The organism is Breoghania sp. JC706 (assembly GCF_037026715.1).
GTDB lineage: Bacteria > Pseudomonadota > Alphaproteobacteria > Rhizobiales > Stappiaceae > Breoghania.
In genome coordinates, this window is record NZ_JBANCG010000003.1 from 584,734 (window position 1) to 610,555 (window position 25,822).

A 25,822-nucleotide genomic window follows, 5' to 3' on the forward strand; every position below is an offset into this window, starting at 1 on the left:
TCTTCGAGGATGTCATGCGTATCATTGTCATTGGTGCCGGTGTCATAGGCGTCGCGAGCGCCTGGTATCTGACAAGGGACGGTCATGAGGTGACCGTGTTGGAAGCGCGGGAAGGGGCGGGACTGGAGACGAGCTTCGGCAACGCCGGCGGCGTTTGTCCCGGGTTTGCCGGACCATGGGCCGCTCCCGGCATGCCGCTCAAGGGGCTGAAGTGGATGTTCCAGCCGACGGCGCCGCTGAAGATCCGGCCGCGGTTCGATCCTGCCCAATGGTCCTGGCTGTTGCGGTTCGTCGCCAATTGTACGGCCGGGCGCTTTGCCGCCAACAAGACGCGGATGCAGCGCATCGCCCATTTTTCGAAGGCGTGTCTGGTGCAGCTGCGCGAGGAAACCGGCATCCAGTACGATCATGGCACCGGCGGTGTTCTGCAGATCTTCGCAACCCGCGAAGAGGCGGAAGGTGGGCGCCGCGCAGCCGACGTTCTCGCGCGGCTCGATGTCGCGCATCGTGTGCTCTCGCCAGACGAGGTCTGCACGATCGAGCCGGCGCTTGCCCACACCCGTGCGCCGATTTCCGGAGGGCTGCAACTGCCGAGTGACGAGGTCGGCGATTGCCATCTCTTCACGCAGTCCCTGGCGCGCCTTGCCGCCGAGAGAGGGTGCCGTTTCGTTTTCAATGCACCTGTCCTTTCGATCGGCGCAAGCGGTGAGCGCATCGATACGGTCAAGACGGCGCAAGAAAGCTTTCAGGCAGATGCGGTCGTCGTTGCCACCGGGCCATGGGCGGTGAAATTGCTGAAGCCTCTCGGCATCAATCTGCCGATCTATCCGGTGAAGGGCTATTCGCTGACCTGCGACATCGAAGATCCCGATGCCGCACCGCGCTCCTCCGTGATGGACGAGCATTCCAAGGTCATGATCTGCCGTCTCGGCTCGCGTTTGCGCGCTGCCGGTGTCGCGGAACTTGCGGGCTTCGATCCCGCCATGCCTGAACACGCGCTGCAGGGTTTGCGGGACAGGGTCGCCGAGCTCTTTCCAGGCGCGGCCGATTATGGCGAGGCGGTCTACTGGCACGGGTTCCGACCCATGACGCCCGGCGGGCCCGCCCATGTCGGGCGGACACGTTATGCCAACCTCTTTCTCAACGTCGGGCACGGTTCCAACGGCTGGACGCAGGCTTGCGGTGCAGCCCGTGTATTGACAGAAAAGATCGCGGGTCGGCCCGACCCGCTGGCGCGACATGCTGCGTAAGCTTCAAGCGGCTGCCGACGGCCGGCAGTTTCTTCCCGGGGCGACGCTCTTATCCTGTCGTTCCCCGGGCCGCAGATCCTGGGAAAGAGAATCGGCCGGGGCCCGGCGGTAATCGCCTAGCCCCGGTCGTCTTCTTCATTCAGGCAGCATTCCGCATCGTCAGAAGATCGACCGTGTGACGGGCGATCATGAGTTCCTCGTTGGTGGGAATGACGTGAACGGGCAGGGAGGCGGGGGAGGAGATCCGCTCCGCGTTGTCCTCGTTGAGGTCCTTGTTCAGTTCGATGCCGACCCACTTCAGGTGGCTGCAGATGCGTGCCCGGATTTCGGCCGAGTGTTCGCCGATCCCGGCCGTGAAGACCAGGGCATCGATGCCGCCCATGCTGCAGGCAAGTGAGCAGATTTCCTTGGCGGTGCGAATGCAGAACAGGTCGACCGCTTCGCGCGAAGCCTCGTCATCCCGGCTCAGCAGAACCCGCATGTCGTTGGATACGCCGGAAACGCCGAGCAGTCCGGACTGGTGGTAGAGCAGGTGCTCAAGAGCATCGGCATCCATCTCGAACTTGCGCATCAGATAAAGGAGAATGCCCGGATCGAGATTGCCGGTACGGGTCCCCATGGGCACGCCTTCCAGAACCGAGAAGCCCATGGACGTATCCGTGCTGGCGCCGCGGTTCAGGGCACACAGGCTGGAGCCGTTGCCGAGATGGGCGACGACCACGCGTCCGCTGGCAAGCTGCGGCAGATGTTCCTCCAGATGCCGGGCGATGTATTCATAGGACAGCCCGTGGAAGCCGTAGCGGCGGATGCCCGCGTCGGTGAGATGCCGAGGGAGGGCGTAGGTGGTCGCCGTCCGCGGCTGCGTATGGTGGAAGGCCGTGTCGAAACAGGCGACCTGGGGCAGGTCCGAACGGCTGTCCGCCAGAACCTTGATGGCGGCAAGGTTCTGCGGCTGGTGCAGGGGAGCAAGCGGGATCAGGGTTTCCAGTTCACCGAGCAGGTGTTCGGTAATCATTGCCGGATGGCGCAGGTCCGCACCGCCGTGAACAACCCGGTGCCCCGCGGCCAGCAGGGGCAGGTCGGCGGGCAGATGCGCCTCGACCCAGGCCAGCAGGTCCGGCAGAAGTGCTGGCACGCTACCTGTGTCGCGTTCGGCCCAGGATTCATTGGCCATGCGCTCGCCCGTCGCCGCTTTGACCGAAAGCTGGGCATCCGTGCCGATGCCTGTCAACTGACCGGAAAAGAGCGGTGCGATCTGCTCGCCGCGTGGCTCAACCCGGAAGACCGTGAGTTTGACGGAGGAAGAGCCGCTGTTGAGGATCAGCAGGGCCCCTCGCTGCGTCGAAGAGGATAAAGTCATATTCGTACTCCTCTTTTAGCCGTTGCGGCCGCCGGCCTTCGCATTGGCGAGCAGCACGGCGAGCGCGCACGAGGCCAGCCTGGAGGGCAGGCTGTCGGCCCGGCTTGTCAGCATGACGGGGACGGATGCCCCGAGCACGATGCCGGCGGCATCGGCGTGGGCGAGAAAGGACAGTTGTTTGACCAGCATGTTGCCGGAGGCGATTTCCGGGGCAAGCAGGATGTCCGGCTGGCCGGCGACCTCGGAGCGGATGCCCTTCGTGCGCGCAGCTTCGGCGGAGATGGCGTTGTCGAAAGCCAGCGGCCCGTCGACGATGGCGCCCCGGATCTGTCCGCGATCGGCCATCTTGCACAGCGACGCCGCATCGACAGTGGACTGGATCTTCGGATTGACCGTTTCGACCGCGGACAGGATGGCGACGCGCGGCGTCTCCACGCCCAGGACGTTGGCGAGGCCGACGGCGTTCTGGATGATATGCGCCTTGTCGTCGGCATTGGGAGCGATGTTGACGACCGCATCGGTGATCAGCAGCGGCTTGGGGTAGGTTGGCACCGACATGACGAAGACGTGGCTGATGCGCTGGGAGGTCCTGAGGCCCTTGTCGCGCCGCACGACCGCGCTCATCAGTTCGTCCGTATGAAGAGCCCCTTTCATGACCGCGCCGACGTCGCCATTCCGGGCAAGGTCGACGCCCTTGGACGCCGCATCCACCGCGTCGTCCGCGTCGACGATGCGGTAAGCGGAAATGTCGAGGGAGAGTTCGCTGGCGAGCGCGCGGATCTGGTCTTCGGGACCGACCAGAACGGGCTCGATCAGGCCCATGGAGGCGCCCGAGCAGGCACCGCGCAGGGAGGTCTCGTCGCACGGATAGACGATTGCCGTGGGCAGGGGCGGCAGGTCCTTGCACTTGGCGGTCAGCTGGTCGAGCTGATCGTGCGCGACGATCTGCAGATCGGGAAGGCCGGCGCCGGCCTGGCTGATGTGCCGTGCGGGCGGAATGACCACGGCGGTTCCCGTCAGCACGCGCTCGCCCTTCTGGTTGTCGCAAAGACAATCGAGCGTGACGCGCTCATGGCCGTTGGCGTCGCGATGCTTGTCGGCGACGCGGACGGTCGCGGTGACGGTGTCGCCAAGATGAACGGGGGCGACGAAACTGAGGGTCTGTTCCAGGTAGATGGTTCCGGGGCCGGGCAGCGTGGTTCCGAGCAGACCGGAGAAAAGCGAACCGGCCCACATGCCGTGACCGACGGGCTGGCGGAACCGGGAGGAGACGCCGCCGGAGAAATGCAGCGGGTCGACGTTGCCGGAAATGGTGGCGAAGAGGTTGATGTCGGTGGAGGTCAGGTCGCGCGAGATGCTCGCGGCCTGGCCGATTTCCAGTTCGTCGAACGTCAGGCTGGTCAGTTCGACATCGGCGCCGGCGGAGGGTAGCAGGGCGTTCATTGAACAGTGCGTTCCCATTGACTCAAAAGCGTTCTCCGTCGTTGCGGATCTCGCTTCGGGAAGTGGACGGACTGGCGTTTCCTGATTGTTTTGTGAAAGGCGGACGCAGCCTTGCGGGCCGCGTCCTCCGTTGTCGTCAGCGAAGGCTTGCTCAGGGGCGTTCCACGGCGAGCGCAATGCCCATTCCGCCACCGATACACAGGGTCGCGAGACCCTTCTTGGCGTCTCGGCGTTCCATTTCGTGGAGCAGCGTCACAAGAATACGGGCGCCCGATGCGCCGATCGGATGACCGATCGCGATGGCGCCGCCGTTGACGTTGACCTTCTCGGGATCCCAGGCCATTTCCTTGAGGACGCAGGCCGCCTGCGCGGCAAAGGCCTCGTTCGCCTCGATCAGGTCGAGGTCCTTGGACGTCCAGCCGATCTTGTCGAGCAGCTTGCGCGAGGCAGCGATCGGGCCGGTACCCATGATCTTCGGGTCCACGCCCGCGGTCGCCCATCCGACGATCCGCGCGAGCGGCGTCAGGCCGCGTTTTCCGGCTTCCTCGGCGGACATCATGACCACGGCGGCCGCGCCATCGTTGATGCCGGACGCATTGCCGGCGGTCACGGAGCCCTCCTTGGTGAAGGCGGGGCGCAGGCCGGCGAGCTTCTCGGCCGTGGTGCCTGGACGGATGAACTCATCCTGATCGAAGACCGTTTCCGCCTTGCGGCTACGGACCGTCACAGGGACGATTTCCTTTGCGAAACGGCCCTCCTTCTGAGCCGACGCAGCGCGCTCCTGGGAGGCGGCGGCAAGCTGGTCCTGGGCTTCGCGGGTGATCCCGGCCATGTTGGCGACGTTTTCGGCCGTCATGCCCATGTGGTAGTCGTTAAACGCGTCCCACAGACCGTCCTTGATCATGGTGTCGACCATGGTCGCAGGGCCCATCTTGACGCCGGAGCGCATGTGGATGGCATGCGGAGCCAGGCTCATGTTCTCCTGACCGCCGGCGATCACCACGGATGCGTCGCCGCAGAACAGCGACTGCCAGCCCATGCCGACCGCGCGCAGGCCGGAGCCGCAGACCTGATTGATCGTGATGGCGGTCGCGGTATCGGGAAGCCCGGCGTTGATGGCTGCCTGTCGGGCGGGGTTCTGCCCCAGTCCGGCGGTCAGGACATTGCCGAGGATGACGTCATCCACATCGTTCGCCGAGAGCTTGCTACGCTGCAACAGCTCACGAATGACGGTTGCACCCAGTTCGGCTGCGGGAACCGTCGACAGGCCGCCGTTGAAGCTTCCGATAGCCGTTCGTGCGGCCGCGGTAATCACGATTTCAGTCATTTACGCTTGTCCTCATCGATTGAGAGGTTTGAAGCCCACCCTGGCGGGCTTCGACAGAGACCAATTTTCCGCGTGCGCCTCGGCGCACGCGAGAGATCTCGTTGAAGGCTGCGATCTTTTCCCAGGTCATGTCGGTGATGCTGGCGACGGCGCGCTGGGCAAGCTCATCGATCTCGACACTGGATAGCGGGTCCGTGCCCCGCGGCGCCTCGAACGAGATGTCGAGGGTAAGGGTCACGGAAGCCGTGCTGGTCGGGGTTTTCGGTTGGGTAAGCATGATGTTGATCCGGTTGACTCACGCCTCGACAGGCATCTGCTTGACGTTGTCGGGGACGATGAGCTTGGCTTCGGTTGCCTCCAGCACCTGTTCTACGGTGACTTCCGGGGCAACTTCGCGCAGCACGAGGCCGTCGTCAGTCGGCTCGATGACCGCCATCTCGGTGACGATCAGGTCGACGCGGCGTACTGCGGTGAGGGGAAGGTTGCATTCCTTGACGATCTTCGGTGTGCCCTTGGCAGTGTGGGTCATGGCGACGATGACCCGCTTGGCGCCGGCCACGAGGTCCATCGCGCCACCCATGCCGGGGACCATCTTGCCCGGAACCATCCAGTTGGCCAGTAGGCCGCGTTCGTCCACCTGAAGGCCGCCGAGGACGGTCACGTCGAGATGGCCACCGCGGATCAGGCCGAAGGAGAAGCTGGAATCAAAGGCACAGGCGCCGGGCACGGACCCGATCGGGTTGCCGCCGGCATCTGTCAGGTCGTCGTCGAGGAGGCCGGGATGCGGCAACATGCTCATGCCGATAATGCCGTTCTCCGACTGGAAAGAGACTTCGACGCCCTTCGGCAGATAGGACGCGACGAGGGTCGGCAGGCCGATTCCGAGATTGACCAGGTCGCCGGACTTCATTTCCTGCGCGACCCGGCTGGCGATGAGGGTCTTGCTATCCATTGTTCCGCTCCTTGGCGACGAGGTAGTCGACCACGACGTGGGGGGTGACGATCATGTCCGGGGCGATAACGCCGACGGGGACGATTGATTCCGCCTCCGCTATGACCGTATCTGCGGCCATGGCCATGAGCGGATTGAAGTTGCGGGCAGTGAGCGCGTACATCAGGTTGCCTTGGTAGTCAGAGACCTTGGCGTTGACGAGCGCGAAGTCCGCCTTCAGTGGCAGCTCGATGAGATATGTCTTGCCCTGCAGCTCGATGGTTTGACGGCCTTCGGCGGCGATTGTGCCGACGCCCGTCGGCGTGATCACGCCGCCAAGGCCGAACCCGCCGGCACGAACGCGCTCGGCCAGGGTGCCCTGGGGAACGAGCTCAACTTCGATGTCGCCATCGATCATCTGCTTCTGGGTCATCGGATTGGTGCCGATGTGACTGGTGATGAGCTTGCTCACCTGCCGGGCTTCCACCAGCTTGCCGATGCCGACGCCCGGGCGGGCGGTGTCGTTGGAGATGATGGTCAGGTTCTTCTTCTCCTGACGCACCAGTTCGTTGATCAGGCGGGGCGGGGTGCCCGCTCCCATGAAGCCGCCGATCATCAGGACGGCGCCGTCCGGGATGGTCGCGACGACGTCTGCGGCGGAGATGATTTCAGACATGGAACTATCCTTGGAAAGGGGAGCGGGACAGACGGACCGGGCAGTGGCCCGCCTGTCCCAGGGCCGAGGTATCAGGCGGCCCTGTCAGGGATTTCCATCGCCATCAGCGCGGAGGCCAGGCACTTTCCGTGCGGGTCCAGAGCAAGGGACCGGGTCACGCCGCCGCCCAGAGCGCTCTGCATGACGAAATTCAGCGCGCCGATGCTCTGGATTTCGTAGCGAACCACGTCCCCCTTAACGATTCCCTCGAAGTGAGCACGCACCTTTTCGGCCGTGACGTGGCGGACAAGGTGCTCGAAGTCCTTGGGATCATAGGCGATGACCGAAATGTTGGAGATGTCGCCCTTGTCACCGGTGCGCGAATGGGCACATTCAAAGAGTTTCATGATTTTCAGGCCTCGATGAACTGGATGGCAGGGATGGCGTCTTCCCGGGGCAACAGGGCGGAGAGCATGGCCACGACCTGCTTTGCCGACTTCGTGGCTCCGCCGCCTCCGGCCGGGCCGTTGGTGTAGAGGGTTTCGACCTCGTTGCCGATCTTGACGGCCTCGGCCATCGTCGCGGTTCTGCCGGCGACGCGGACGCGGACTTCAGTCGGTTCCGGCTGGGGGGCCAGCACGTCGCCGTGGATTGCATTGACGCCAATGAGGTCGAACTTCAGTTCGCTTGTTTCCACACCACAAATTTCTAGACGTTCGCGTACGACGTCCAGTGCCAGGTTGCCGCGGGCAAGGGCGCCCGGGCCGGCATAGGAAATCTGGCCTTCACCGATGTAGCCATCGACGTAACCGACCGACGCCTTGAGCGTGTCGGGGCGCTTGTGTCCTGTGACGTTGCTCACGCGGACGCGATTCTCGCCCTCCTGGGTGAAGGTGATCTGCGAGAAGTCGGCCGTCACGTCGGGCGTCAGGTAGTGGGCCGGATCGTGCACCTCGTAGAGGATCTGTTCCTTGCAGGTGTCGACCGTGACCATGCCACCGGCATCGGCGACCTTGGTGATGAAGAAAGTACCGTCCTCGGAGACTTCCGCGATCGGGAAGCCCAGCCGGCCGAGGCCCGGCACGTCCTTGCGGCCCGGTTCGGCGTAGTAGCCGCCGGTGATCTGTCCGCCGCATTCGAGCAGATGGCCGACGGCCGTGCCCTTGCCGAGCTTGTCCCAGTCGTCGAAAGCCCAGCCGAACTCGTGGATCTGCGGCGCAAGGAACAGGGAGGGATCGGCCACGCGGCCGGTGATGACCACATCGGCGCCCTCAGCCAGGGCCTTAACCATCGGTTCCGCACCGATATAGGCATTGGCGGAGACGATGACGTTGGACATCGTGGTCGCAGGCGCGCCCGTTTCGGTGATCTTGATGTCCTTGTCGAGAAGCACCTGAAGGACATCGTCACCGGAGACCACTGCCACCTTGAGCGAGCCGATACCGAGTTCCGCAGCGATCTGAGCGGTCTTTCTGGCAGCCGATAGCGGGTTGGCCGCACCCATGTTGGTGATGATCTTCACGCCGTTTTTCCGGCATGCCGGAAGGACCGCGCGCATGCGGGCTTCCAGAAGCGGGTCGTAACCCGCCTCCGGATTCTTGAGCTTGGCATTCTGCGCGATGGCGATCGTGCGTTCCGCCAGGCATTCGAAGACGAGGTAGTCGATGGAGCCTTTTTCGGCCACTTCAACGGCGGGCTCGATACGATCGCCCGAGTAGCCTGCACCGGAACCTATGCGGATGGTTTTCATGTCTTTGGTTTCCGCTTTTTGTTTTGGTACGGAGGGAGAGGAGTGCCCCTAGAGGGGGAGCACTCCGAAGATCACGGCTGCGATGGTCATGATGATGGACACCGCGAAGACCAGGGGAATGGTGAAGCGCTGGTGTTCGCCGAGGGAGATCCCCGACAGACCAATGAGCAGGAAGGTCGACGCGGTCAGCGGGCTCACGGGGAAGCCGGTGGTCATCTGACCGATGATCGAAGCCTGACCGATCGCGATCGGGTTGCCGCCGAAGGTCTGGTAGACCTCTGCGATGACGGGCATCACGCCGAAGTAGTAGCTGTCAGGATCGAACAGCAGGCTGAGGGGCATGGAGAGCACACCCACCATGACCGGCATGTGCGTGGCGAAGTCCTCGGACACAAAGCCCGCGGCCGCCTGGGCCATGGCAGTCAACATCCCCGATTCCCGCATGATGCCGGTGAAGGCGCCGGCGGCGAAGAGGATGGTAGCCATCATCAGCGCGGCCTTGGCATGGGCATCGATACGGGTCTTCTGGTCGCCCGGCTTGGGGTAGTTCACGAGCAGGGCGATGACGGTGCCGAGCATGAAGGACACGGCCGCAGGCAGCAGGCCCGAGATCATCGCGCCGAGAACCGCAAGGGTCAGAGCCACGTTGATCAGGAACAGCTTGGGACGACGCAGCGCCTGCTCTTCGTCGGTGAGTTCGCGGGTATGGACTTCGTTGTGATCGACACCGTCCATGTCGCCGCTTGCGCCGAGGCGCTTCTCTTCACGCAGGCCGAGCACATAGGCGATGGCGAAGACCGCGATCAGGCCGACGATCTGAACCATGATCATCGGATTGAAGACATCGGTGACGTTGACATGCAGGGACGCGGCAGCACGCAGCGTCGGGCCGCCCCAGGGCAGCATGTTCGCGGTGCCAGCGGCCATGGCGGCGATGGCGGCAAGGACGACACGCCGCATCTTCAACCGGTCGTAGAGCGGCAGCATGGCGGGGATGGTGACGAGGAAGGTGACCGCGCCCGAGCCATCGAGATGGACGATGGTCGCAAGAAGCGCGGTGCCGACGGTGATGCGCGAAGGGCGCATGCCGACAACCTTGAGGATTCGATCGATGATCGGATCCATCATGCCTGCATCGGAAAGGATCCCGAAGAAGACGATGGCGAAGACGAACATGGTCGCGACAGGAGCGATGCTCTTGATGCCCTTGACCATGAAGCCTGCACTTTCCAGCCCGAAGCCGCCGACCAGGGCGGCGATGAGCGGAATAGTGATGAGCGCGACCAACGGCGAGAGCTTGTTGGTCATGATGGAGACGAGTAGCAGTACTATCGTCGCCAATCCGAGGAGAGCCAGCATTCCAGACCTCAACTATGCATTCCACCCGCTCCGATCTGATCGGTTGCTGGTGTGGTTTGTGTATTGTTGATCCTAAATGCAGGATAAGAAGATGGGGTTGCTCTTAGATTGTCTCTATTTTGCTCGCTTCATTGCACTTCTTATCTGCGGGCGTAGCATTTTTATTAGCTACGGCGACTATGCTCTCCGAAAAAGAACGATTAAGGAAATGAATTTTATGGATCGGAATTATAAAGATAGGTTATAATGAGGGCGAAAAACACCTGTGTTTTCGGTCTCTTAGGAGAATCCACAAATCCATCTGGAAATGCCATTCAACGCCCTGCGCTAAAACGTCACCACAATCTGACCATCTTTTGGCCACGCCTGCCTATCCCTTAGCCATTCGAAACCGCGGCGTTTCTGCCGTGCGCAACCAGAAGACCGATTCCATGGTACCGAGTTTCCGCCAGATCCAAGCCTTCCTAGCGGTCGCGACTCATCTGAAATTCACTCGTGCGGCCGAGGAGTTACACATTTCCCAGCCCGCCCTGACGGTGCAGATCAATCAGCTCGAATTGGCCCTGTCGATCAAGCTTTTCAACCGCACGAAGCGGCGCGTCTCGTTGACGGCCGCCGGTCAGGATCTGCTGCCGCTTTTCGAGCGAATCTCCGCCGATATGGACAACGTGATGACGGCGTCGAGCGATATCTCCCAGGCGCGGCGCGGCGTCGTGCGCATCGCAACGCTGCCTTCTGTCGCTTCGCGCATTCTTCCCATCACACTTGCCAAATTCAGCGAAACGCACCCGAACATCCGCGTGCGCATCCGCGACGTGGTGGCGGAAGAAATCATCGAGATGGTGAAGAGCGAAGTGGTGGATTTCGGCATAGGAACGCGCCTCACTCCCGACAAGGAGATCAAGGTCGAGAACTTCCTCACCGACTATATCTGCGCCTTCTATCAGCGCGGGCATCCGATCGAGGCGGCGCCCAAGGTGCTGAAGATGACCGACTGCGTGCCTTATCCGCTCATTCTCACGCAGCAGAACAGCTCGGTGCGCGTGCTTTTCGAACGTGCCATGGCGCGCGAGGGGGCGGAAGTGGAGATCGCCGCGGAGGCGAATTACATGTCGACTGCGCTCGGTATGGTTCGCGCCGGCCTCGGCGTCGCCATCCTGCCGATGTCGGCGATTGATGCCGGCAATGCCCTGGGACTGGGCTACCGGCAGATCGACGCGCCCTGGCTGAACCGGCGCGTCGGTCTGGTCCGCAAGGCCTCGCGAACCTTGTCGCCCGTGGCGGAACACTTCATCAAGGCCCTGCACGAAGTGGCCGGCAGCCTGCCCAACACGACATTCCGGACCACAAAGCGAAGCGAGCCGTCAGTGTGACGAGGTCTGGTCGCGCCGGGTGTGCCGTTAGGGGCGCCGTTGACTTGTGTTCTTTCACTCAGGGCGTCTTGAGCACGACCTGCTGAACCTCGTGATTTGCGCCCTTGCGCACAACCAGATCGGCCAGCGGCAAGGTCGGCAGGATGTTCAAGGAGAGGTTCGGCGCGTTCACATCGCGCCAGATGGTTGCGGCGATCTCACTCACCTCGCGCTCCGAACGGCAGGTTCCCCACTCGACGGCGGATGCCGGCGTCGGTCGAGTGCGTCGACGCAACTGCATGAAGCGCTGGATATACCAGCGGCGAATATGGTCGACTTCGGCATCGATGTAGATCGAATAGTCGATGAAGTCGGAAATGGTCGGCCCCTTCGGGCGCCATGCGGCACCGCCGCAGGCCTGTAGCACATTGAGACCTTCGAAAATCAGGATATCCGGCTGCTCGATACGAATCCGGCCGTCGGGAACGATGTCATGCAGTTCGTGTGAATAGACCGGCGCTTCCACGACGCGCACCCCGGACTTGAGGGCGGACAGGAACCGGATGATGGCATCGGTGTCGTAACTTTCCGGAAAGCCTTTCCTCTGCTCCAGGCCATTGGCTTCGAGAGTGGCCTGCGGCAGCAGGAACCCGTCGCTTGCCACACTGTCCACCTTGGGCGATGTCGGCCAGTGGGACAGGAGCTTTCGCAGCAGCTTCGCCGTCGTCGACTTTCCCACCGCAACCGATCCGGTTATGCCGATGACGAGCGGTGTGTCGTCCGTATCCCGTTCCAGGGCGTGGCGTGGCTGGAACAATCCATTTATCGTCTGCAGGTGTTCAAAAAGCACATGTGAAAGCGCGCAGTAGCTGCGCGCGGTCTCGTCCAGCTCGGCGCAATCGCAAAGCGGGTGCACCCAGTGCCCGCTCTCTCCTGCGTGCGCGGATGGCGGTAAGGATTGTCGATCCAGCAATCGTTCCCAGTCGAGGACTTCCCAGGCCAACGTCACCTCCTGCTCTTGCGACGCTCGTCATGCGATCCGCCTGGCCTGCGATCCGAGGACTTGTCTCTCGGCAGTGCAGGCCAGGGATCGGCGCGGGACGTGTTCCGGCACTGGAAAGTGCCGGGATCCGTCTCCGCGTCCGGCTCTCAAGCCATGATGTTGTATCCGCCGTCCACGTAGAAGAGATCGCCGGTGGTAGAGGGGGCAATCTGGCTCATCAGGAATGCGGAAAGGGAACCGACTTCGTCGATCGTGGTGAGGCGGCCGGTGGGCGCTCGCTTGGCGGCCTTTTCGAGCAACTGGTCGAAACAACCGATGCCGCTTGCAGCGCGTGTTGCAAGGGGGCCCGGGGAGATTGCGTTGACCGTGATGCGCTTCGACCCGAGTTCCGCGGCCAGGTACCGTGCAACGCTTTCCAGTGCGGCCTTCGCGGCACCCATCAGGTTGTAGTTGTCGACGACACGATCTGCGCCGAGATAGCTGAGGGTCTGGATGGACCCGCCATCCGACATCAAGCCTTCGGCCAGTTTCGCTGCGCGGATGAACGAATGGCAGGATACGTCCATGGCCTGCAGGAACCCCTCGCGCGAGCAATCGATGACGCGGCCGTGCAGATCTGCGCCGGGGGCAAAGGCAATGGAATGGAGAAGCCCATCCAGACGGCCCCACCTCTTCTGGATTTCGTCGAAGGTCGCCTCCAGCTCACCTTCTCTGGTGACATTCATCTGCGTGATGATCCCTGCGTCGAGCCTCTCGGCGAGCGGGCGCACATAGGGCTCCGCCTTCGCATTGAGATAAGTGATCGCCAGTTCCGCACCCAGTGCGCGGTAGGCCTTGGCGCATCCCCAGGCTATCGACTTGTCATTCGCGATGCCGATCACCAGGATCTTCTTCCCGTGCAGGGAATAGGCCGGCATGTTGCGTTCGGGGGTAGTGTCCATTCTTCGGTGTCTCATTTCATGAGTTGTTCGGGGTTCGGGGAAGGGGGCAAGCCGCGTTGGCGCCCTCGTTGTTCTGGACATTCAAACGTTGAGGCAGCTGCGGAATTTGGCGGCGGAGGAAGTGGCGGATAACGAGGGCTATCTGTCACTCCTCTCCGCGAGTGTCCGAGCGGGGGCGCCTACCGAATTCGCCCCGCCCGGACTGGCCTGTTGTTCGCGGATCGGGTTCCCCCCTCCGCCGCCGGTCGCCGCGGCTTGCTACGCCCTCTCGTAGGCGTAGAAGCCGCGACCACTTTTCACGCCGAGACGCCCGGCCTGGACGTACTGGCGCAGAAGCGGGCAGGGGCGGTACTTGCTGTCCTTGAAGCCGTCATAGAGCACTTCCATGATCGACAGGCAGGTATCGAGGCCGATCAGATCGGCGAGCGCGAGCGGGCCCATCGGGTGGTTCATGCCGAGTTTCATGACCGTATCGATCGCTTCGGGATCGCCGATGCCTTCATAGAGGCAGTAGACGGCTTCGTTGAGCATCGGCAGAAGAATGCGGTTGGATACGAAGCCCGGCGAATCCTTGACCTCTACGGGTATCTTGCCGAGACGGGTCGTGACGTCCGCAATCACCTCGCGGACCTCCTCGCAGGTTTCCAGGCCGCGAATGATCTCCACCAGCTTCATGACGGGGACCGGGTTCATGAAGTGCATGCCGATCACCTTTGAGGGGCGGGTGGTGCAGGCGGCGAGTTCGGTGATCGGAACGGAAGAGGTGTTGGTGGCGAAGATGGCGTGGTCGGGCGCGGCCTTGTCCAGCGTCTTGAAGATCTCGCGCTTGAGCGCCACGTTTTCCGTCGCCGCCTCTATAACGAGATCGCAGTCCTTTGCGTCGTCCAGCGTAACACTTTGCGCGATCCTGGAAAGCGCCGCTTCCCTTTCCTCCGCCGTGCAACGTTCCTTGGCAACGCTGCGCGCGAGATTGGCGGCGATGCCGTCATATCCACGCCGCGCCGCTTCGGCGCTGATGTCATTGAGGGTGACCTTGTAGCCGGCGACGGCGGACACCTGGGCAATGCCTGCCCCCATTTGGCCAGCCCCCACCACCATGATCGCCTTGATGTCGTTATTTGCCATTCTTCTCGTCTCTCTTCGTTTTGTCGGAGCCGTTCGCATTCGTGGCGTTTCTGACTGCCTGTCGCGTCCTCTTCAAAAGGTCCCTTGGCGCCGGCCGCAGGTTTTGCCGCTCTGCGCAAGAGCGGAGGGAGCTGCCGGGGGAGGCCCGTTTTCCCCTCCCGGCAGCTTAGTGGCTAGAAGAGCAGCATCGCCGGGATTGCGATGATGTTGCCGACGATGAACAGCAGGACCGAGAAGCCGATCAGATCGCGCAGTCCGACCTTGGCGATCGCGAGGACGGGCAGGGCCCAGAAGGGACAGACGATGTTCCAGATGCTCTCACCCCAGGCCACGCCCATCGCGACGCGCCACGGCTCGACACCGAGTTCATGGGCGGCGGGGATCATGAACGGCGCCTGCACCACCCAGTGGCCGCCAGCCGACGGCACGAAGATGCTGATGACCAGAGAGGACAGGTAGCAGGCGAGCTGGAAGGTGTGTGCATTCGACATGCTGAGGAGCCAGTTGGAGACGTCCTGAACAAGTCCGCTGCCTTCCATGATGCCCATGATACCGGCATAGAACGGGAACTGCAGGATGATGCCGCCGCAGGTCGCCGCCCCCTGGCCGATCGCCTTGCCGTACGAATAAAGGTTGCCGTGGGCAAAGATGCCCAGGATCAGGAACAGGAAGATAAGGATATTGAGGTTGAAGATGCCGTTGCCGAGCTTCATCACGAGGTAGGTCGCGCCGATCAGGGCGAGCGTGAACTTCATGATGACAGAGCGGTCGATCCGGTCCGCAAGCATCATCTTGGATTTGTCGAGAGCGGGTTCCGGTTCGTCGTCCTCGAAAAGCGCGGGGTCGACCAGAACCGTGTTCTCCTTCTTGGGGAAGAGGAACGTGCAGGCGATCGGGATACAGATCGCGAGCAGGACGGTGATAGTCAGCGACTGGGCGCCGAAGATCGTCTGAGAAAGCGGTATGATGCCGATGTCGCTCTGGAGGAAGTGTCCTTCGGTGGAGACGAGCAGCGGCACGGACGCGGACAGGCCGCCGTGGGTGATGATGATGCCGCAGAAGGCCGCGGTCACCAGCAGCCGAAAGTCGACGTCCGGGTGCTGCTTGCCGGCTTCCTTGGCGAGCAGCGCGCCGGCGATGAGGCCGAGGCCCCAGTTGAGGAAATACAGCACCATGGAGGTGAAGGCGACGAAGAGGACCGTCTGGACAGGGCTCTTCGGAATGGAAACGATCTTTCTCAGCAGGATCTTGAAGATGTCGGAGACCGCCAGCGCATAGCCCGTGACGACGACCAGCGTCATCTGCATGGCGAACTTGAGGATGCCGAAGAAGCCGTCGCCCCAGTAAGTGACGATATCAAGGGGGGCGGTATCGGTGATACCCAGCGCCATGGCGCAGACGACAAGCGTAATCCCCCAAGCGATGATGAACGGATCAGGCAGATATTTCTGCATGAGGTTCACAAAGAACATCAGAAGCTTGTTTATCATGTTGCCTAGACTTTTCAGATGCGGACGCCGGGTGGCGACGTCGTATGAAAGCAGACGGAGCGTCGCGGGCGGGCGTCATGGCAAGAAAGTTCGGAATGACGAGTTTTCGTAGATCTGGTGTTCGGCCGGACATGAGATCTCATGCCCGGCCAAAACGAGTGCTCCGTCATATGTATTCGCGGGATGCCTTGAGCTGGTGGATCAGCCTGTGCGTGAACTTCTGGCGGATCGCGGCGATCTTTTCGGGTGGATACTGGAAGAAGCCCTCGCCGCTTTTCAGGCCGAGCTTTCCCTCGCTGACTTTCTTGCGCAGCATCGGATTGGCTTGCGTGGAATTGTCCATGGCCTGCAGGAGGTTGTCGCCGACGACGCACCAGATATCGAGGCCGCCGAAATCGGCCACCTCGAGCTGGCCCGTGGTCGCGTACCGGAACGCCGGGCCAAACTTGAGAGCGATGTCGATGTCGGCGGGCTCCGCCACGCCCTTCTCGATCAACGAGAAGGCTTCGCGGGCGACCCCTTGCTGAATGCGGTTGGCGATCAGACCGGGGACATCCTTGAGAACCTTTGCGGTCTGCTTCTCGACGGAGGCGTAAAGCGCGGCCACCTCCTCATAGATCTCCGCCGGCATGTTGCCGAAGAAGGAGAGCTCGACCAGCGGCATCAGATGGGCCGGGTTGTACCAGTGGTTGACCATCGTGCGCTTCTTGCGATCCTCGCTCAGAAGCGCGCACATCTCGGCGAATGACAGGCTTGAGGTGTTGGTGGCCAGGATCGCGTGTTTCGGAGCGAGCTCGTCAAGCGATTTGAGGAGTTGCTGCTTCAGCTCCATCTTTTCCGGGGCCGCCTCGATGACGAAGTCCCTGTCTGCGACGGCCTTTGCCATGTCCGTGACGGTTTCGATCCGGGCGAGCGCGGCATCGGCGTCGGCCACGGAGGTGTAGTCCTCCGCAACCAGGCCCGAAAGTTCCTCGCGGATCTGTTGTTTCGCCTTTTCCAGCACTTCGGCGTTCACATCGAACAGATTGACCGAATAACCATAAAGGGTGAACGTCTCGGCGATGCCGTGACCCATGGTCCCGGCGCCGATGACGGCGATCTTCTTGATCATTGGCCCAACTCCCGAAGGCCGAGAATGGTGCGGGCTTCGGCCGGCGTTGCGACTTCGCGATCGGCTTCGGCGATCAGGCGCGCGGCGCGTTCCACGAATTCGGGGTTGGATTTCGCCAGCTGTCCCTTCTTGTAGTAGACGTTGTCCTCCAGCCCGACGCGGATATGGCCGCCCAGTGCGATGGTGGCAAAGAGGATGGGCAGATGGCCGGCCCCAATGCCGAAAGCCGACCATTGTGCGTCCGCCGGCAGCAGGCTTTTCAGGTAGACGAGGTTTTCGACCGTCGCGGCGATGCCGCCGGGCGCACCCATGCAGAACTGGTAGTAGCCGGGGGCCTTGAGCACGCCTTTCTTCATGTAATAGGCGGTATTGTAGAACATGCCGGGATCGAAGATTTCCATCTCCGGCTTCACGCCGACTTCCTGCATCTTGAGACCGAGCTTTTCCAGGAACTCGGGGTGGTTGATGAACAGGGTCTTGTGCATCCAGTTCATCGTGCCCGCGTCGTAGGAGGCGAGTTCCGGCTTCAGCTCGATGAAATGGGCCATGCGGGTTTCATCGGTGGCGTTGAGATCGCCGGACGTCGTGAGATTGATGACGACGTCGCACTTTTCGCGGATCAGATGAAACGTCTCGCGGAAGCGGTTGATGTCCATCGTGCCCAGGCCGTTCTCGTCGCGCATGTGCAGGTGAACGACCGCCGCGCCCGCCTGCCAGCAGGCATAGGCATCTTCAGCGATTTCCTTGGGAGTAAGCGGAACCGCGGGGTTGTGCTCCTTGGAGGTGAAAGCACCTGTCAGCGCCGCATTGATGATCGTTTTGGCCATTCTTCTTGGTCTCCACTTGTTACCGGAAACCAAGCAGCAAGCGCTGTGCCACGGAGATAATATAATAAAAGCAATAACTTGATATTTTGCCCCGATGACGAAATTCATCGGGGTGCGGGGCTATCCCGGCTCGGAGAGGAGATGTGCCGCCGAAAACCGGGGTTTTGGAAAAACGGCATCGGGTGATGATGTTTTTCATCACTCCCTTGACGCAAGGGGAATGCCGAGCCGCTTGGCCTTCTTGACGATCGTGGACTGGTCGACCTTCAGCAGATCCGCAGCCTTGCGGGTGCTGCCCGCATCCGCGATGGCCGACGTGATGATACGTCGTTCCACATCCGCCACCATGGCCTTTAGGCCCTTGTTGGCATCGCGCATTGCCGTGATGCGGCCTGAAGAATACAGCGGCGAGAACGTGTTCTCGTCCAGAACGGCATCTGGCGGCGAGATGAGGACCAGACGCTCGATGATGTTCTGCAGCTCCCGTCCATTGCCGGGCCAGCCATAGGAACGCATGACGGCGTAACCGTCATCGCCGACGGATACGCTCTTTCCGTATTTGATGTTGTAGCGCTTCAGGAAATGCTCCGTCAGGGCGAGAAGATCGGAGGGGCGCTCGCGCAAGGGTGGGATGCGGATCGGGAATATGCTGATCCGATAAAAGAGGTCCTGTCGGAACCGTTCGGCGCCGACAAGGGTCTCCAGATCGCGGTGCGTGGCCGCGATGATGCGCACGTCGAGCGATATCGGCTTCGTGCCGCCGATCCGCATGATCTCCTTTTCCTGCAGGACGCGAAGGAGTTTGCTCTGCAGCTCAAGCGGCATGTCGCCGATCTCGTCGAGCAGAACGGTGCCCTTGTCGGCCAGTTCGAAGAGCCCGATCTTGCCGGTCGACGATGCGCCTGTGAACGCGCCCTTCTCGTAGCCGAACAGTTCGGCCTCAAGCAGGGAGGCCGGGATGGCCGTGCAGTTCAACTTGACGAAGGGATTATCCCGCCGCGGGCTTTTCATGTGGAGCTGGTTGGCCACAACCTCCTTGCCCACACCGGTCTCGCCCTGGATCAGAACCGTGGTATCGAAGCCGGCGACCTGATCGATCGCGTCCACCACCACCTGCATTTCCCGGCTCGTGTAAACGAGCGGTTTGGATATGGCTTCCTCGCGTAGGTGCTCGACTTCTCTCTTGCCCTTGATCTGACCGAGCTCCACGGTCTTCATCTTTCGCTGGATGGCCTCCAGCTCCATCTTCATCGTCAGGAAATCGGTGATTTCGCGCTCGACCACGACAACCAGCTTGATCTGGCCGTCGGCATCGAAGACCGGATTGCCCGTGATCAGCATCTTGGCGTGGTTGCAGAGGCTTTCGCCGATCGAATGGACCGGTCGGCGCTGACGCAGCACCTCTGGGGTAACGGCGTTGAGGTAAACGCCTTGCGCTTCCAGATCCTGGACGCGATGGCCGATCAGGATTTCGCGGGTCAGTCCCGTGATGCGCAGGAAGCTGTCATTGACGTAGAGCGTCTTGCCCGTCCCGTCCGCGATGTAAATCCCGTCATAGATGAAGTCGCCGATTTCGTAGAAATCCAGGCGCTCATCCACATCCTCCGCCTCGATGTGTTCCAGGATATCTTCCATGGCACATGGGCCGTGGCGGTCCATGTTCTGTTCAACGAGATAATCGAGGAACTCGCGCGTTGGAGTGTCATTCGAGGGATGTAATCCCGGCATGGGCATTCACCTCTTGTATCGTTGGGGCTCCGCTTGTCGCTCCAGACGTTCTGACTGGGCCGCGACAGGGGCGGACAGGCCCGCGTGTTCCGGTATTCCCCTCCAGTGCCGATCAAATTCCCTTTCGCTCCGTCCTGAGGTGGCTGTGCCCGATCGTTGGCGACGTTCGCACCAACGGATACCGATTGCAATTTGCGCACCCCCCGTGGCACAGGGGTAGAGGGTGCGCGAGTGTCTCGAAAGAAAATACTAATCAATTGATAGATAATACATATTCAGAGCGGGCGAACGGGCGCCGAACCTCGGGGCAGCGGCTAAGCGCCGCGCGTTCGGGGGAGCAGGCCTCCGGGCCCCGACTTCGGCTTCCTGCAAGGGGGCTGCGGTGCGAGCAGAGGCCTCGGCACAAAAGAAAACTCCCCGCCCGGCCGTGCGAGGAGTTCTCAACGGTTGCAGTGACCGATGGGCCGGGCGGCAACGGCCCCGCCATCGTTTCAAGGGGAGGTGCTCACCAGGTGGGCGTGATCGCGCCCTTGAACTGCTTTTCGATGAAGGCCTTCACCTCGGGGCTGTGGTAGCTCTCCACGAAGGTCTTGACCCAGTCAGCGTCCTTGTCTTCGGAACGCACGGCGATGATGCCGACATAGGGCGCCTTGGTGCTTTCGCGGAAGAGGGAATCCTTGACCGGGTTCAAGCCGGCGTCGAGAGCGTAATTGGTGTTGATGAGGGCGATGTCCACGTCATTGAGGGAGCGCGGCAACTGGGCTGCGTCGAGCTCGACGAACTGGAAGTCGTGCGGGTTCTCAATGACGTCTGCGACGGTGGCCTTAACGCCGATATCTTTGGTGAGCTTGATCAGGCCCTGGTCCTCAAGCATTAGCAGGGCGCGGCCGCCGTTGCTCGGATCGTTCGGCAGCGCAATCGTGGCGCCATCGGGGATCTCGTCCTTGCTCTTCACCTTGTTGGAATAGCCGGCCATCGGGAAGTTGACCGATTTGGCGACGCTCACCAGGTCGAAGCCGCGATCCGCCACCTGATTGTCCAGATAGGGCTGGTGCTGGAAGGAGTTGATGTCGAGATCGCCATCGGCCAGCGCCTGGTTCGGCATCACGTAGTCGGAGAACTCGATGACTTCCAGATCGAGACCCTTGTTGGCTGCGACGTCCTTGACCTTCTCCACGATCTGGGCGTGGGGCCCCGGGGTGACGCCAACCTTTTTTGTTTCGGCCTGCGCGTAGCTTGCGCCCAGAAGTGCGGCGGCAACGGCGGCCGCTGCGATAAGGCTCTTCATGACTTGCTCCTCTGATGGGTGGGGATCAGGACTTGCGGTTGCGCTTGTCGAACCGGCGCGCAAGAGCATCGCCGGCGCTTTGCACCGCCTGAACGAGAATGATGAGAACGACGACCACAGCCAGCATGACTTCAGGCATGAAACGCTGATAGCCGTAGCGGATGCCGAGATCGCCAAGGCCGCCGCCGCCGACCGCACCGACCATTGCGGAATAGCCGATCAGGCTGACGATCGTGAGGGTGATGCCAAGCGCGATCGAGGGCATCGCTTCCGCGAGCAGGACCTTGGTCACGATCTGCAGCGGGGTCGCGCCCATGGCGCGTGCGGCCTCCACCAGGCCCTTGTCAACCTCGCGGATGGCGCCTTCTATCAAGCGGGCGACGAAGGGGATGGTGGCGATGGTCAGCGGCACGATCGCCGCGCGCGTGCCGATCGAGGTGCCCGCGATCATCCGCGTGAAGGGGATGATCGCCACCACCAGGATGATGAAGGGTGTGGAGCGGGTGGCGTTCACGACAAGCCCGATGATCCGGTTCCAGACCGGGGCGGGAAACAGCTCGCCCTTGCCGCTGGTTGCCAGAAACACGCCAATCGGCAGGCCGATCGCCGTTCCGATCAGTCCGGAGACAAAGACCATGTAAACGGTTTGCCAGAGGCCCTTGGCCAGCAGGCTCATGAGCATGTCAGCTGACATAACCAACCTCCTCGGCAAGCAGTCCGGTTTTCTCGAAAAAGGTTCTTGCGCGCGTCATGACGTCCGGATCGGCCGAATAGGCGATAACCAGGTTTCCGAACGGATCCCCGGCGATCTCGTCCACGGTGCCGCACATGATGCGCACGTCGACATCGAGTTCCTTTGTCAGTCTGGCGACCAGGGGCTGGTCCGCCGTCTCGCCGAGGAAAGTGAGACGTATCAGGACATCGTCACCCGCCGAGGGAGTGTCCTTGACCCTGCGCCCGATCCAGTCCGGAAGACCCGCTCCCGGCATGGAGGCGAGCAATGTCTGCGTGGTGGCGTGCTGCGGTCGCAGGAAGACGTCGAATGTGCTGCCGCTTTCCACGATCTCGCCGCGATCCATGACAGCGACGCGGGAGGTCGCGGCCTTCACCACTTCCATCTCGTGGGTGATCAGCAGCACCGTCAGGCCGAGATCCCGATTGATCGTTTTCAAAAGCTCCAGGATCTGCTGCGTGGTTTCCGGATCGAGGGCGGAAGTTGCCTCGTCGGAGAGAAGCAGTTTCGGGTTCGTGGCGAGCGCGCGGGCGATGCCGACGCGCTGCTTCTGTCCGCCGGAAAGCTCGGCCGGATACCGGTTGAGCTTGTCGCCGAGCCCGACCATGTCGATCAGCGGTCCGATCTTCGCCCTGATGTCCGGTTTTGACATTCCCGCGATTTCGAGCGGCATGGCGACGTTGTCGAACACGGTGCGCGAAGACAGCAGATTGAAGTGCTGGAAGATCATGCCGACCGAGCGACGCAGTTGCCGAAGATCTGCGCCCTTCAGCCGCGTGACATCGATCCCGTCGACGAGGACGCGGCCGCTTGTCGGTCTCTCTAGTCCGTTGACAAGGCGCACGAGCGTGGATTTGCCAGCACCCGAGCGGCCGATGATGCCCGTTATGGTGCCGCGCGGTACCGAGTAGTCGACCCCGTTCAGCGCCTTGAAGCCACTTTCGCCTTGAGCCGAGGCGCGAAATTCCTTGGTGATGCCTTCAAACACGACCATCGGGTCGCTTGCGTTTGGCGCGCTTTCGTCTGCCATCAAGATCTCTTCAATAGCGTCCCGCGAGAGCCCGCCGGACGTGAAAGGGTGGGCGACGATCCCTTGCGGCAAGACACGTCCGACATGCGGATATGGTCCGGTGTCGAGGCTGAAAGCGGGATGTTGGTCCTGCTCCTGCAGCGTCGCCGCCGTTCACTGACACAAGGGGTTCGCGGGCACAAGAGGGCAGGGAACACAAGGAGGTTCGGGGAGAGCCGGACTGTCGTGATGGCGATGGAAACGCCGTCCCGGCGCCGCTATGGAGCGGATGCCGGATCCGGACGCAAAGGCATCGCCAAGACAGCCCATGATCTTGTGCTGCGAATCCAGATCGTCTCAAGAGGCGTCCCGCAGGTGGGAGGAAGCGGAAACACTCTCAAGAACTGTATAATAAGTGCATAGGCGATCTGCAATCACCAATCAAGACGGGAATGGTTTCCCATTCGCAGCCCGAAATCTAGAAAAAATATGCCACTATTATCGTTCTTTCGTCACGTGCGTCGGTCTTTGTCAGTGCGTGGCTGAAAGCGCGGTAGGCGGCGGGGGTTCTAGATTCCTTATGTTCCAATACAATCGGGAAACGATATTGCCGGAATGGAAGGATCGATTTTTCTTATTGAGCAGCAGAGGGGCGAGAATGATCTCTTCGTGGAGACGGAGCGCCGCCGGGCTTCAAGCTATTACTAGCGGACCGGAGCGCAAAGAGGCGCTCCGGTTGTGTCGTGAGCCTTGGCCGAGGGACGCTCAGTCGAGGCCCATGCAGGACGCGTAGTAGCTCACCGTCGCAGGCCAGTCGGAGAATACGCCGACGACGCCGACATCCTGTGCCAGGGTGTCGAGAAGCTCATAGACCTGGCCATCGCTGTGGATGATGCCGTTGAGGGGCTGGTAGTACCAACCGCCGCCGCCGGCCGCGGCCAGCGGGCCGGAGCGTTCCAGCGACCACGTGATCAGTTTCAGGCCGGCTGCCTTGGCCGCCTTGGCGTAGTTGCTGGCGACGATGCGGCCGTCCTTGGCGGTGACCAGCATGTTCATCGACGGTGCGAGATAGTTCACGCCCTGGGCCTTGAGGCCGGCGAAGTCTTCCTTCCAGGTTTCCGGATCCTGTTCGTTGAACTCGTCATGCAGTTCGACCAGGTAGACCGCGTTGGCGCCGAATTCCGGCTCCGCCTTGATCCAGTAGAGGATGTCGGAAAGGTTGAACGACTGGGCGAAGACGTCACTGGCCGGGATGCCCGCGGCCTTATACTCGTCGATCAGCTTCTGGGCATAATCTTCCTGGGTGAAGCCGTCGAAAGGCATTTCGACCGAAGGACTCTTCAGCTCCGGCGTGAACTTTGCGCCGAGGCTCTTGAAGAGCTTGATCGATTCGGCGTGGCTCATCAGCGTGGTGGGTTCGATCGCATAGAGATCGGTGCGCCAGCCGGCCGTGGCATTCATGTAGTTCTCAACGGTGGTCGCCGAGGCGTTCTTGGCATCCATCTTCGGCGTCAACGACTTGAACTCGGCGAGCGTCAGTTCCGACGTCCGGCATTCGGCCGTGGCCGGCTTGTCGCCGGAGGCTGCCGTGAACGGGGTAACGCAGGTCTTGGCCAGGGGTGTGGTCAGGATGTTGGTGGTCGTGTGCAGGTCGTTCTGGGCGTGACGGCAGACCAGTTCCTTGTCCTTGGTGAAGGTTACATCGCATTCCAGGATGCCGGCGCCCTGACGCGCGGCGGCGACGTTGGCTTCCACAGAATGTTCGGGAAATTGCATTTGGGCGCCGCGATGGCCGATGGAAAAGTTGGTTCTCTTGACCGGCTGACCGGCACAGGCGGCGAGCTTGTCCTTAAGCGGGCCGTCTTCCATCCGGTCGATCAGGTAGAGGGGGCGTACGCCGACCTCGATGGCGTCGGACATGCCGGCCAGGGCGCCGGTGGCGGCGAGTACGCAGGGAACCGCCAGCGCGAAGGCGATAGTCTTCATCGGAAATCTCCCGGGTAAATGTCGTTCTGACGCAGCACCCGTACTCTGCATATTTTACAGTATGGTGATGATATTATGACAGTTGGAATACGAAGTACGCCGATTTCCGTTGGTGCACATTGGTCTGAAAACGCGAAATCATATATCGACGGAAGAGGAACGCAACGTCAAGACACGTGTAAATCTGCGCGGCGCTGCTGCGAGGGATGGCTGCCCGCTTTCTATGCTGCGACGAGCCCGCGGGCGCGGAAAACGTCGCGGACCGCCTCGGTGGCCTCGATCGAGGGGGGCGGTGTGTCGGCGAGTTCGTAGGTCATGTTCAGCTCCGCCCATTTGGCTGCGCCCATCTGGTGGAACGGCAGGACCTCGACCCGCTCGACGATCCGGCCGAGACCGGCGACGTAATCCGCCATTTTCGCCACGTCGTCCGTATCGTCGGTGAGGCCGGGCACGAGGACGTAACGGACCCACGTGGGCTTTTCGAGGCGGACAAGGCGCTGTGCGAAGTCGAGTGTCGGCTGCAGCGGCTGCGCCGTCAGGCGGCGGTAGCGCTCCGGGTCGATATGCTTGATGTCGAGCATGACGAGATCGACCGGATCGAACCAGGCATCCTCCAGACTGCCATGTAGGAAGCCTTGGGTGTCGAGCGCGAGGTGCAGGCCGAACTCTTCCTTGATCCGGCTCATGACCTGGCCGACGAAAGGGGCCTGCATCAACGGTTCTCCGCCGGAGAAGGTGACGCCACCGGCGAATTTCAGAAACCCTGCATAGGGCTTCACCTCGGCCATCAGATCCTCGACATCGACGCGGCGTCCGTTGTGCAGCTTCCAGGTATCAGGGTTGTGGCAGTAGAGGCAGCGGAACAGGCAGCCGGCCATGAAATACACGAACCGCACGCCTGGGCCGTCGACGGCCCCGCCGGTTTCCACCGAATGAAGGAAGCCATGGTCAGCAGCCTGATGCGTCCCAGCAACGGGATGTGGCGCGTGAATGCCCATTTTCATAATCTCTCTCGCACGGCAAAGGCAGCCTGGCCGAACGCGGCTCGCCGGTGAGGTTTGCGAGGCCGCGTTGCCTTCAGATTTCTCGCCGCTTCCGTAATCGTCGTGGGCGGCGGTACGGGGCCGGGTTTATCCGGCCCCGTTTATGCCGGC

General features: G+C 61.9%; 23 protein-coding genes. 2 read left to right on the plus strand and 21 right to left on the minus strand.

Annotated elements, in window-relative coordinates:
- Window positions 1–14 precede the first annotated feature (14 nt).
- Complete coding sequence (locus tag V2L18_RS08450; protein ID WP_336177678.1) at window positions 15–1,250, plus strand: D-amino acid dehydrogenase; 1,236 nt, start codon at window positions 15–17, stop codon at window positions 1,248–1,250.
- A gap of 139 nt (window positions 1,251–1,389) precedes the next feature.
- On the opposite strand, the gene V2L18_RS08455 is transcribed toward V2L18_RS08450, so the two are convergent.
- The 9 genes from V2L18_RS08455 to V2L18_RS08495 all read right to left on the minus strand — a co-directional run bounded on the left by V2L18_RS08455 (window position 1,390) and on the right by V2L18_RS08495 (window position 10,075).
- The gene (locus V2L18_RS08455; protein WP_336177679.1) at window positions 1,390–2,610 is read right to left on the minus strand and encodes an acetate/propionate family kinase; all 1,221 of its coding nucleotides are present in this window, start codon (window positions 2,608–2,610) and stop codon (window positions 1,390–1,392) included.
- Between the two features lie 15 nt (window positions 2,611–2,625).
- On the minus strand, window positions 2,626–4,053 hold the full coding sequence (locus V2L18_RS08460; RefSeq protein ID WP_336177680.1) for a bifunctional enoyl-CoA hydratase/phosphate acetyltransferase: 1,428 nt from the start codon (window positions 4,051–4,053) through the stop codon (window positions 2,626–2,628).
- Between the two features lie 151 nt (window positions 4,054–4,204).
- Window positions 4,205–5,380 (minus strand): acetyl-CoA C-acetyltransferase, encoded by a 1,176-nt coding sequence (locus V2L18_RS08465; protein ID WP_336177682.1) that lies wholly within the window; start codon window positions 5,378–5,380, stop codon window positions 4,205–4,207.
- Window positions 5,373–5,657, minus strand: coding sequence for a hypothetical protein (locus V2L18_RS08470; protein WP_336177683.1), 285 nt, complete (start codon window positions 5,655–5,657; stop codon window positions 5,373–5,375). The genes V2L18_RS08465 and V2L18_RS08470 overlap by 8 nt, the downstream gene beginning before the upstream one ends.
- Window positions 5,658–5,675: 18 nt before the next feature.
- Entirely contained in the window at window positions 5,676–6,332 is a 657-nt protein-coding gene (locus V2L18_RS08475; RefSeq protein ID WP_336177685.1) for a 3-oxoacid CoA-transferase subunit B, read from the minus strand.
- Window positions 6,325–6,987 carry a 3-oxoacid CoA-transferase subunit A gene (locus V2L18_RS08480; RefSeq protein WP_336177687.1) on the minus strand — a complete coding sequence of 221 codons (663 nt, stop codon included), beginning with the start codon at window positions 6,985–6,987 and terminating at the stop codon, window positions 6,325–6,327. Before V2L18_RS08480 ends, V2L18_RS08475 begins: the two co-directional genes overlap by 8 nt.
- A gap of 71 nt (window positions 6,988–7,058) precedes the next feature.
- On the minus strand, window positions 7,059–7,373 hold the full coding sequence (locus V2L18_RS08485) for a hypothetical protein (RefSeq protein ID WP_336177689.1): 315 nt from the start codon (window positions 7,371–7,373) through the stop codon (window positions 7,059–7,061).
- A gap of 5 nt (window positions 7,374–7,378) precedes the next feature.
- Window positions 7,379–8,716: an acyclic terpene utilization AtuA family protein gene (locus V2L18_RS08490; protein WP_336177691.1), complete on the minus strand. Its 1,338-nt coding sequence runs from the start codon at window positions 8,714–8,716 to the stop codon at window positions 7,379–7,381.
- Between the two features lie 48 nt (window positions 8,717–8,764).
- Entirely contained in the window at window positions 8,765–10,075 is a 1,311-nt protein-coding gene (locus V2L18_RS08495; RefSeq protein ID WP_336177693.1) for a citrate:proton symporter, read from the minus strand.
- A gap of 431 nt (window positions 10,076–10,506) precedes the next feature.
- Between V2L18_RS08495 and V2L18_RS08500 the strand changes: the two genes are divergently transcribed.
- On the plus strand, window positions 10,507–11,448 hold the full coding sequence (locus V2L18_RS08500; RefSeq protein ID WP_336177694.1) for a LysR substrate-binding domain-containing protein: 942 nt from the start codon (window positions 10,507–10,509) through the stop codon (window positions 11,446–11,448).
- 58 nt (window positions 11,449–11,506) lie between these two features.
- Here the strand turns inward: V2L18_RS08500 and coaA are convergent, their stop codons facing one another.
- The 12 genes from coaA to pflA all read right to left on the minus strand — a co-directional run bounded on the left by coaA (window position 11,507) and on the right by pflA (window position 25,672).
- Window positions 11,507–12,430 carry a type I pantothenate kinase gene (coaA, locus tag V2L18_RS08505; RefSeq protein WP_336177696.1) on the minus strand — a complete coding sequence of 308 codons (924 nt, stop codon included), beginning with the start codon at window positions 12,428–12,430 and terminating at the stop codon, window positions 11,507–11,509.
- A 146-nt stretch (window positions 12,431–12,576) separates the two neighbouring features.
- Window positions 12,577–13,371 (minus strand): enoyl-ACP reductase FabI, encoded by a 795-nt coding sequence (gene fabI, locus V2L18_RS08510; RefSeq protein WP_336177698.1) that lies wholly within the window; start codon window positions 13,369–13,371, stop codon window positions 12,577–12,579.
- Window positions 13,372–13,629: 258 nt separating this feature from the next.
- The gene (locus V2L18_RS08515) at window positions 13,630–14,496 is read right to left on the minus strand and encodes a 3-hydroxybutyryl-CoA dehydrogenase (RefSeq protein ID WP_336177700.1); all 867 of its coding nucleotides are present in this window, start codon (window positions 14,494–14,496) and stop codon (window positions 13,630–13,632) included.
- Window positions 14,497–14,669: 173 nt separating this feature from the next.
- On the minus strand, window positions 14,670–15,986 hold the full coding sequence (locus tag V2L18_RS08520) for a TIGR00366 family protein (RefSeq protein WP_336177701.1): 1,317 nt from the start codon (window positions 15,984–15,986) through the stop codon (window positions 14,670–14,672).
- Between the two features lie 166 nt (window positions 15,987–16,152).
- Window positions 16,153–17,097 carry a 3-hydroxyacyl-CoA dehydrogenase family protein gene (locus V2L18_RS08525; protein ID WP_336177702.1) on the minus strand — a complete coding sequence of 315 codons (945 nt, stop codon included), beginning with the start codon at window positions 17,095–17,097 and terminating at the stop codon, window positions 16,153–16,155.
- Window positions 17,094–17,924: a 3-keto-5-aminohexanoate cleavage protein gene (locus V2L18_RS08530; RefSeq protein WP_336177703.1), complete on the minus strand. Its 831-nt coding sequence runs from the start codon at window positions 17,922–17,924 to the stop codon at window positions 17,094–17,096. The genes V2L18_RS08525 and V2L18_RS08530 overlap by 4 nt, the downstream gene beginning before the upstream one ends.
- Window positions 17,925–18,122: 198 nt before the next feature.
- Entirely contained in the window at window positions 18,123–19,652 is a 1,530-nt protein-coding gene (locus V2L18_RS08535) for a sigma 54-interacting transcriptional regulator (protein WP_336177704.1), read from the minus strand.
- A gap of 505 nt (window positions 19,653–20,157) precedes the next feature.
- A complete protein-coding gene (locus tag V2L18_RS08540) occupies window positions 20,158–20,940 on the minus strand; it encodes a MetQ/NlpA family ABC transporter substrate-binding protein (protein WP_336177705.1) in 783 nt (260 codons plus the stop codon).
- 25 nt (window positions 20,941–20,965) lie between these two features.
- Window positions 20,966–21,634, minus strand: a complete 669-nt coding sequence (locus V2L18_RS08545) for a methionine ABC transporter permease (RefSeq protein ID WP_336177706.1) — start codon at window positions 21,632–21,634, stop codon at window positions 20,966–20,968.
- On the minus strand, window positions 21,624–22,667 hold the full coding sequence (locus V2L18_RS08550; protein ID WP_336177748.1) for a methionine ABC transporter ATP-binding protein: 1,044 nt from the start codon (window positions 22,665–22,667) through the stop codon (window positions 21,624–21,626). Before V2L18_RS08550 ends, V2L18_RS08545 begins: the two co-directional genes overlap by 11 nt.
- Window positions 22,668–23,447: 780 nt before the next feature.
- Window positions 23,448–24,602 carry a glycerophosphodiester phosphodiesterase family protein gene (locus tag V2L18_RS08555; RefSeq protein ID WP_336177750.1) on the minus strand — a complete coding sequence of 385 codons (1,155 nt, stop codon included), beginning with the start codon at window positions 24,600–24,602 and terminating at the stop codon, window positions 23,448–23,450.
- A 287-nt stretch (window positions 24,603–24,889) separates the two neighbouring features.
- Window positions 24,890–25,672: a pyruvate formate-lyase-activating protein gene (gene pflA / locus V2L18_RS08560; RefSeq protein WP_336177708.1), complete on the minus strand. Its 783-nt coding sequence runs from the start codon at window positions 25,670–25,672 to the stop codon at window positions 24,890–24,892.
- Window positions 25,673–25,822: the final 150 nt, after the last annotated feature.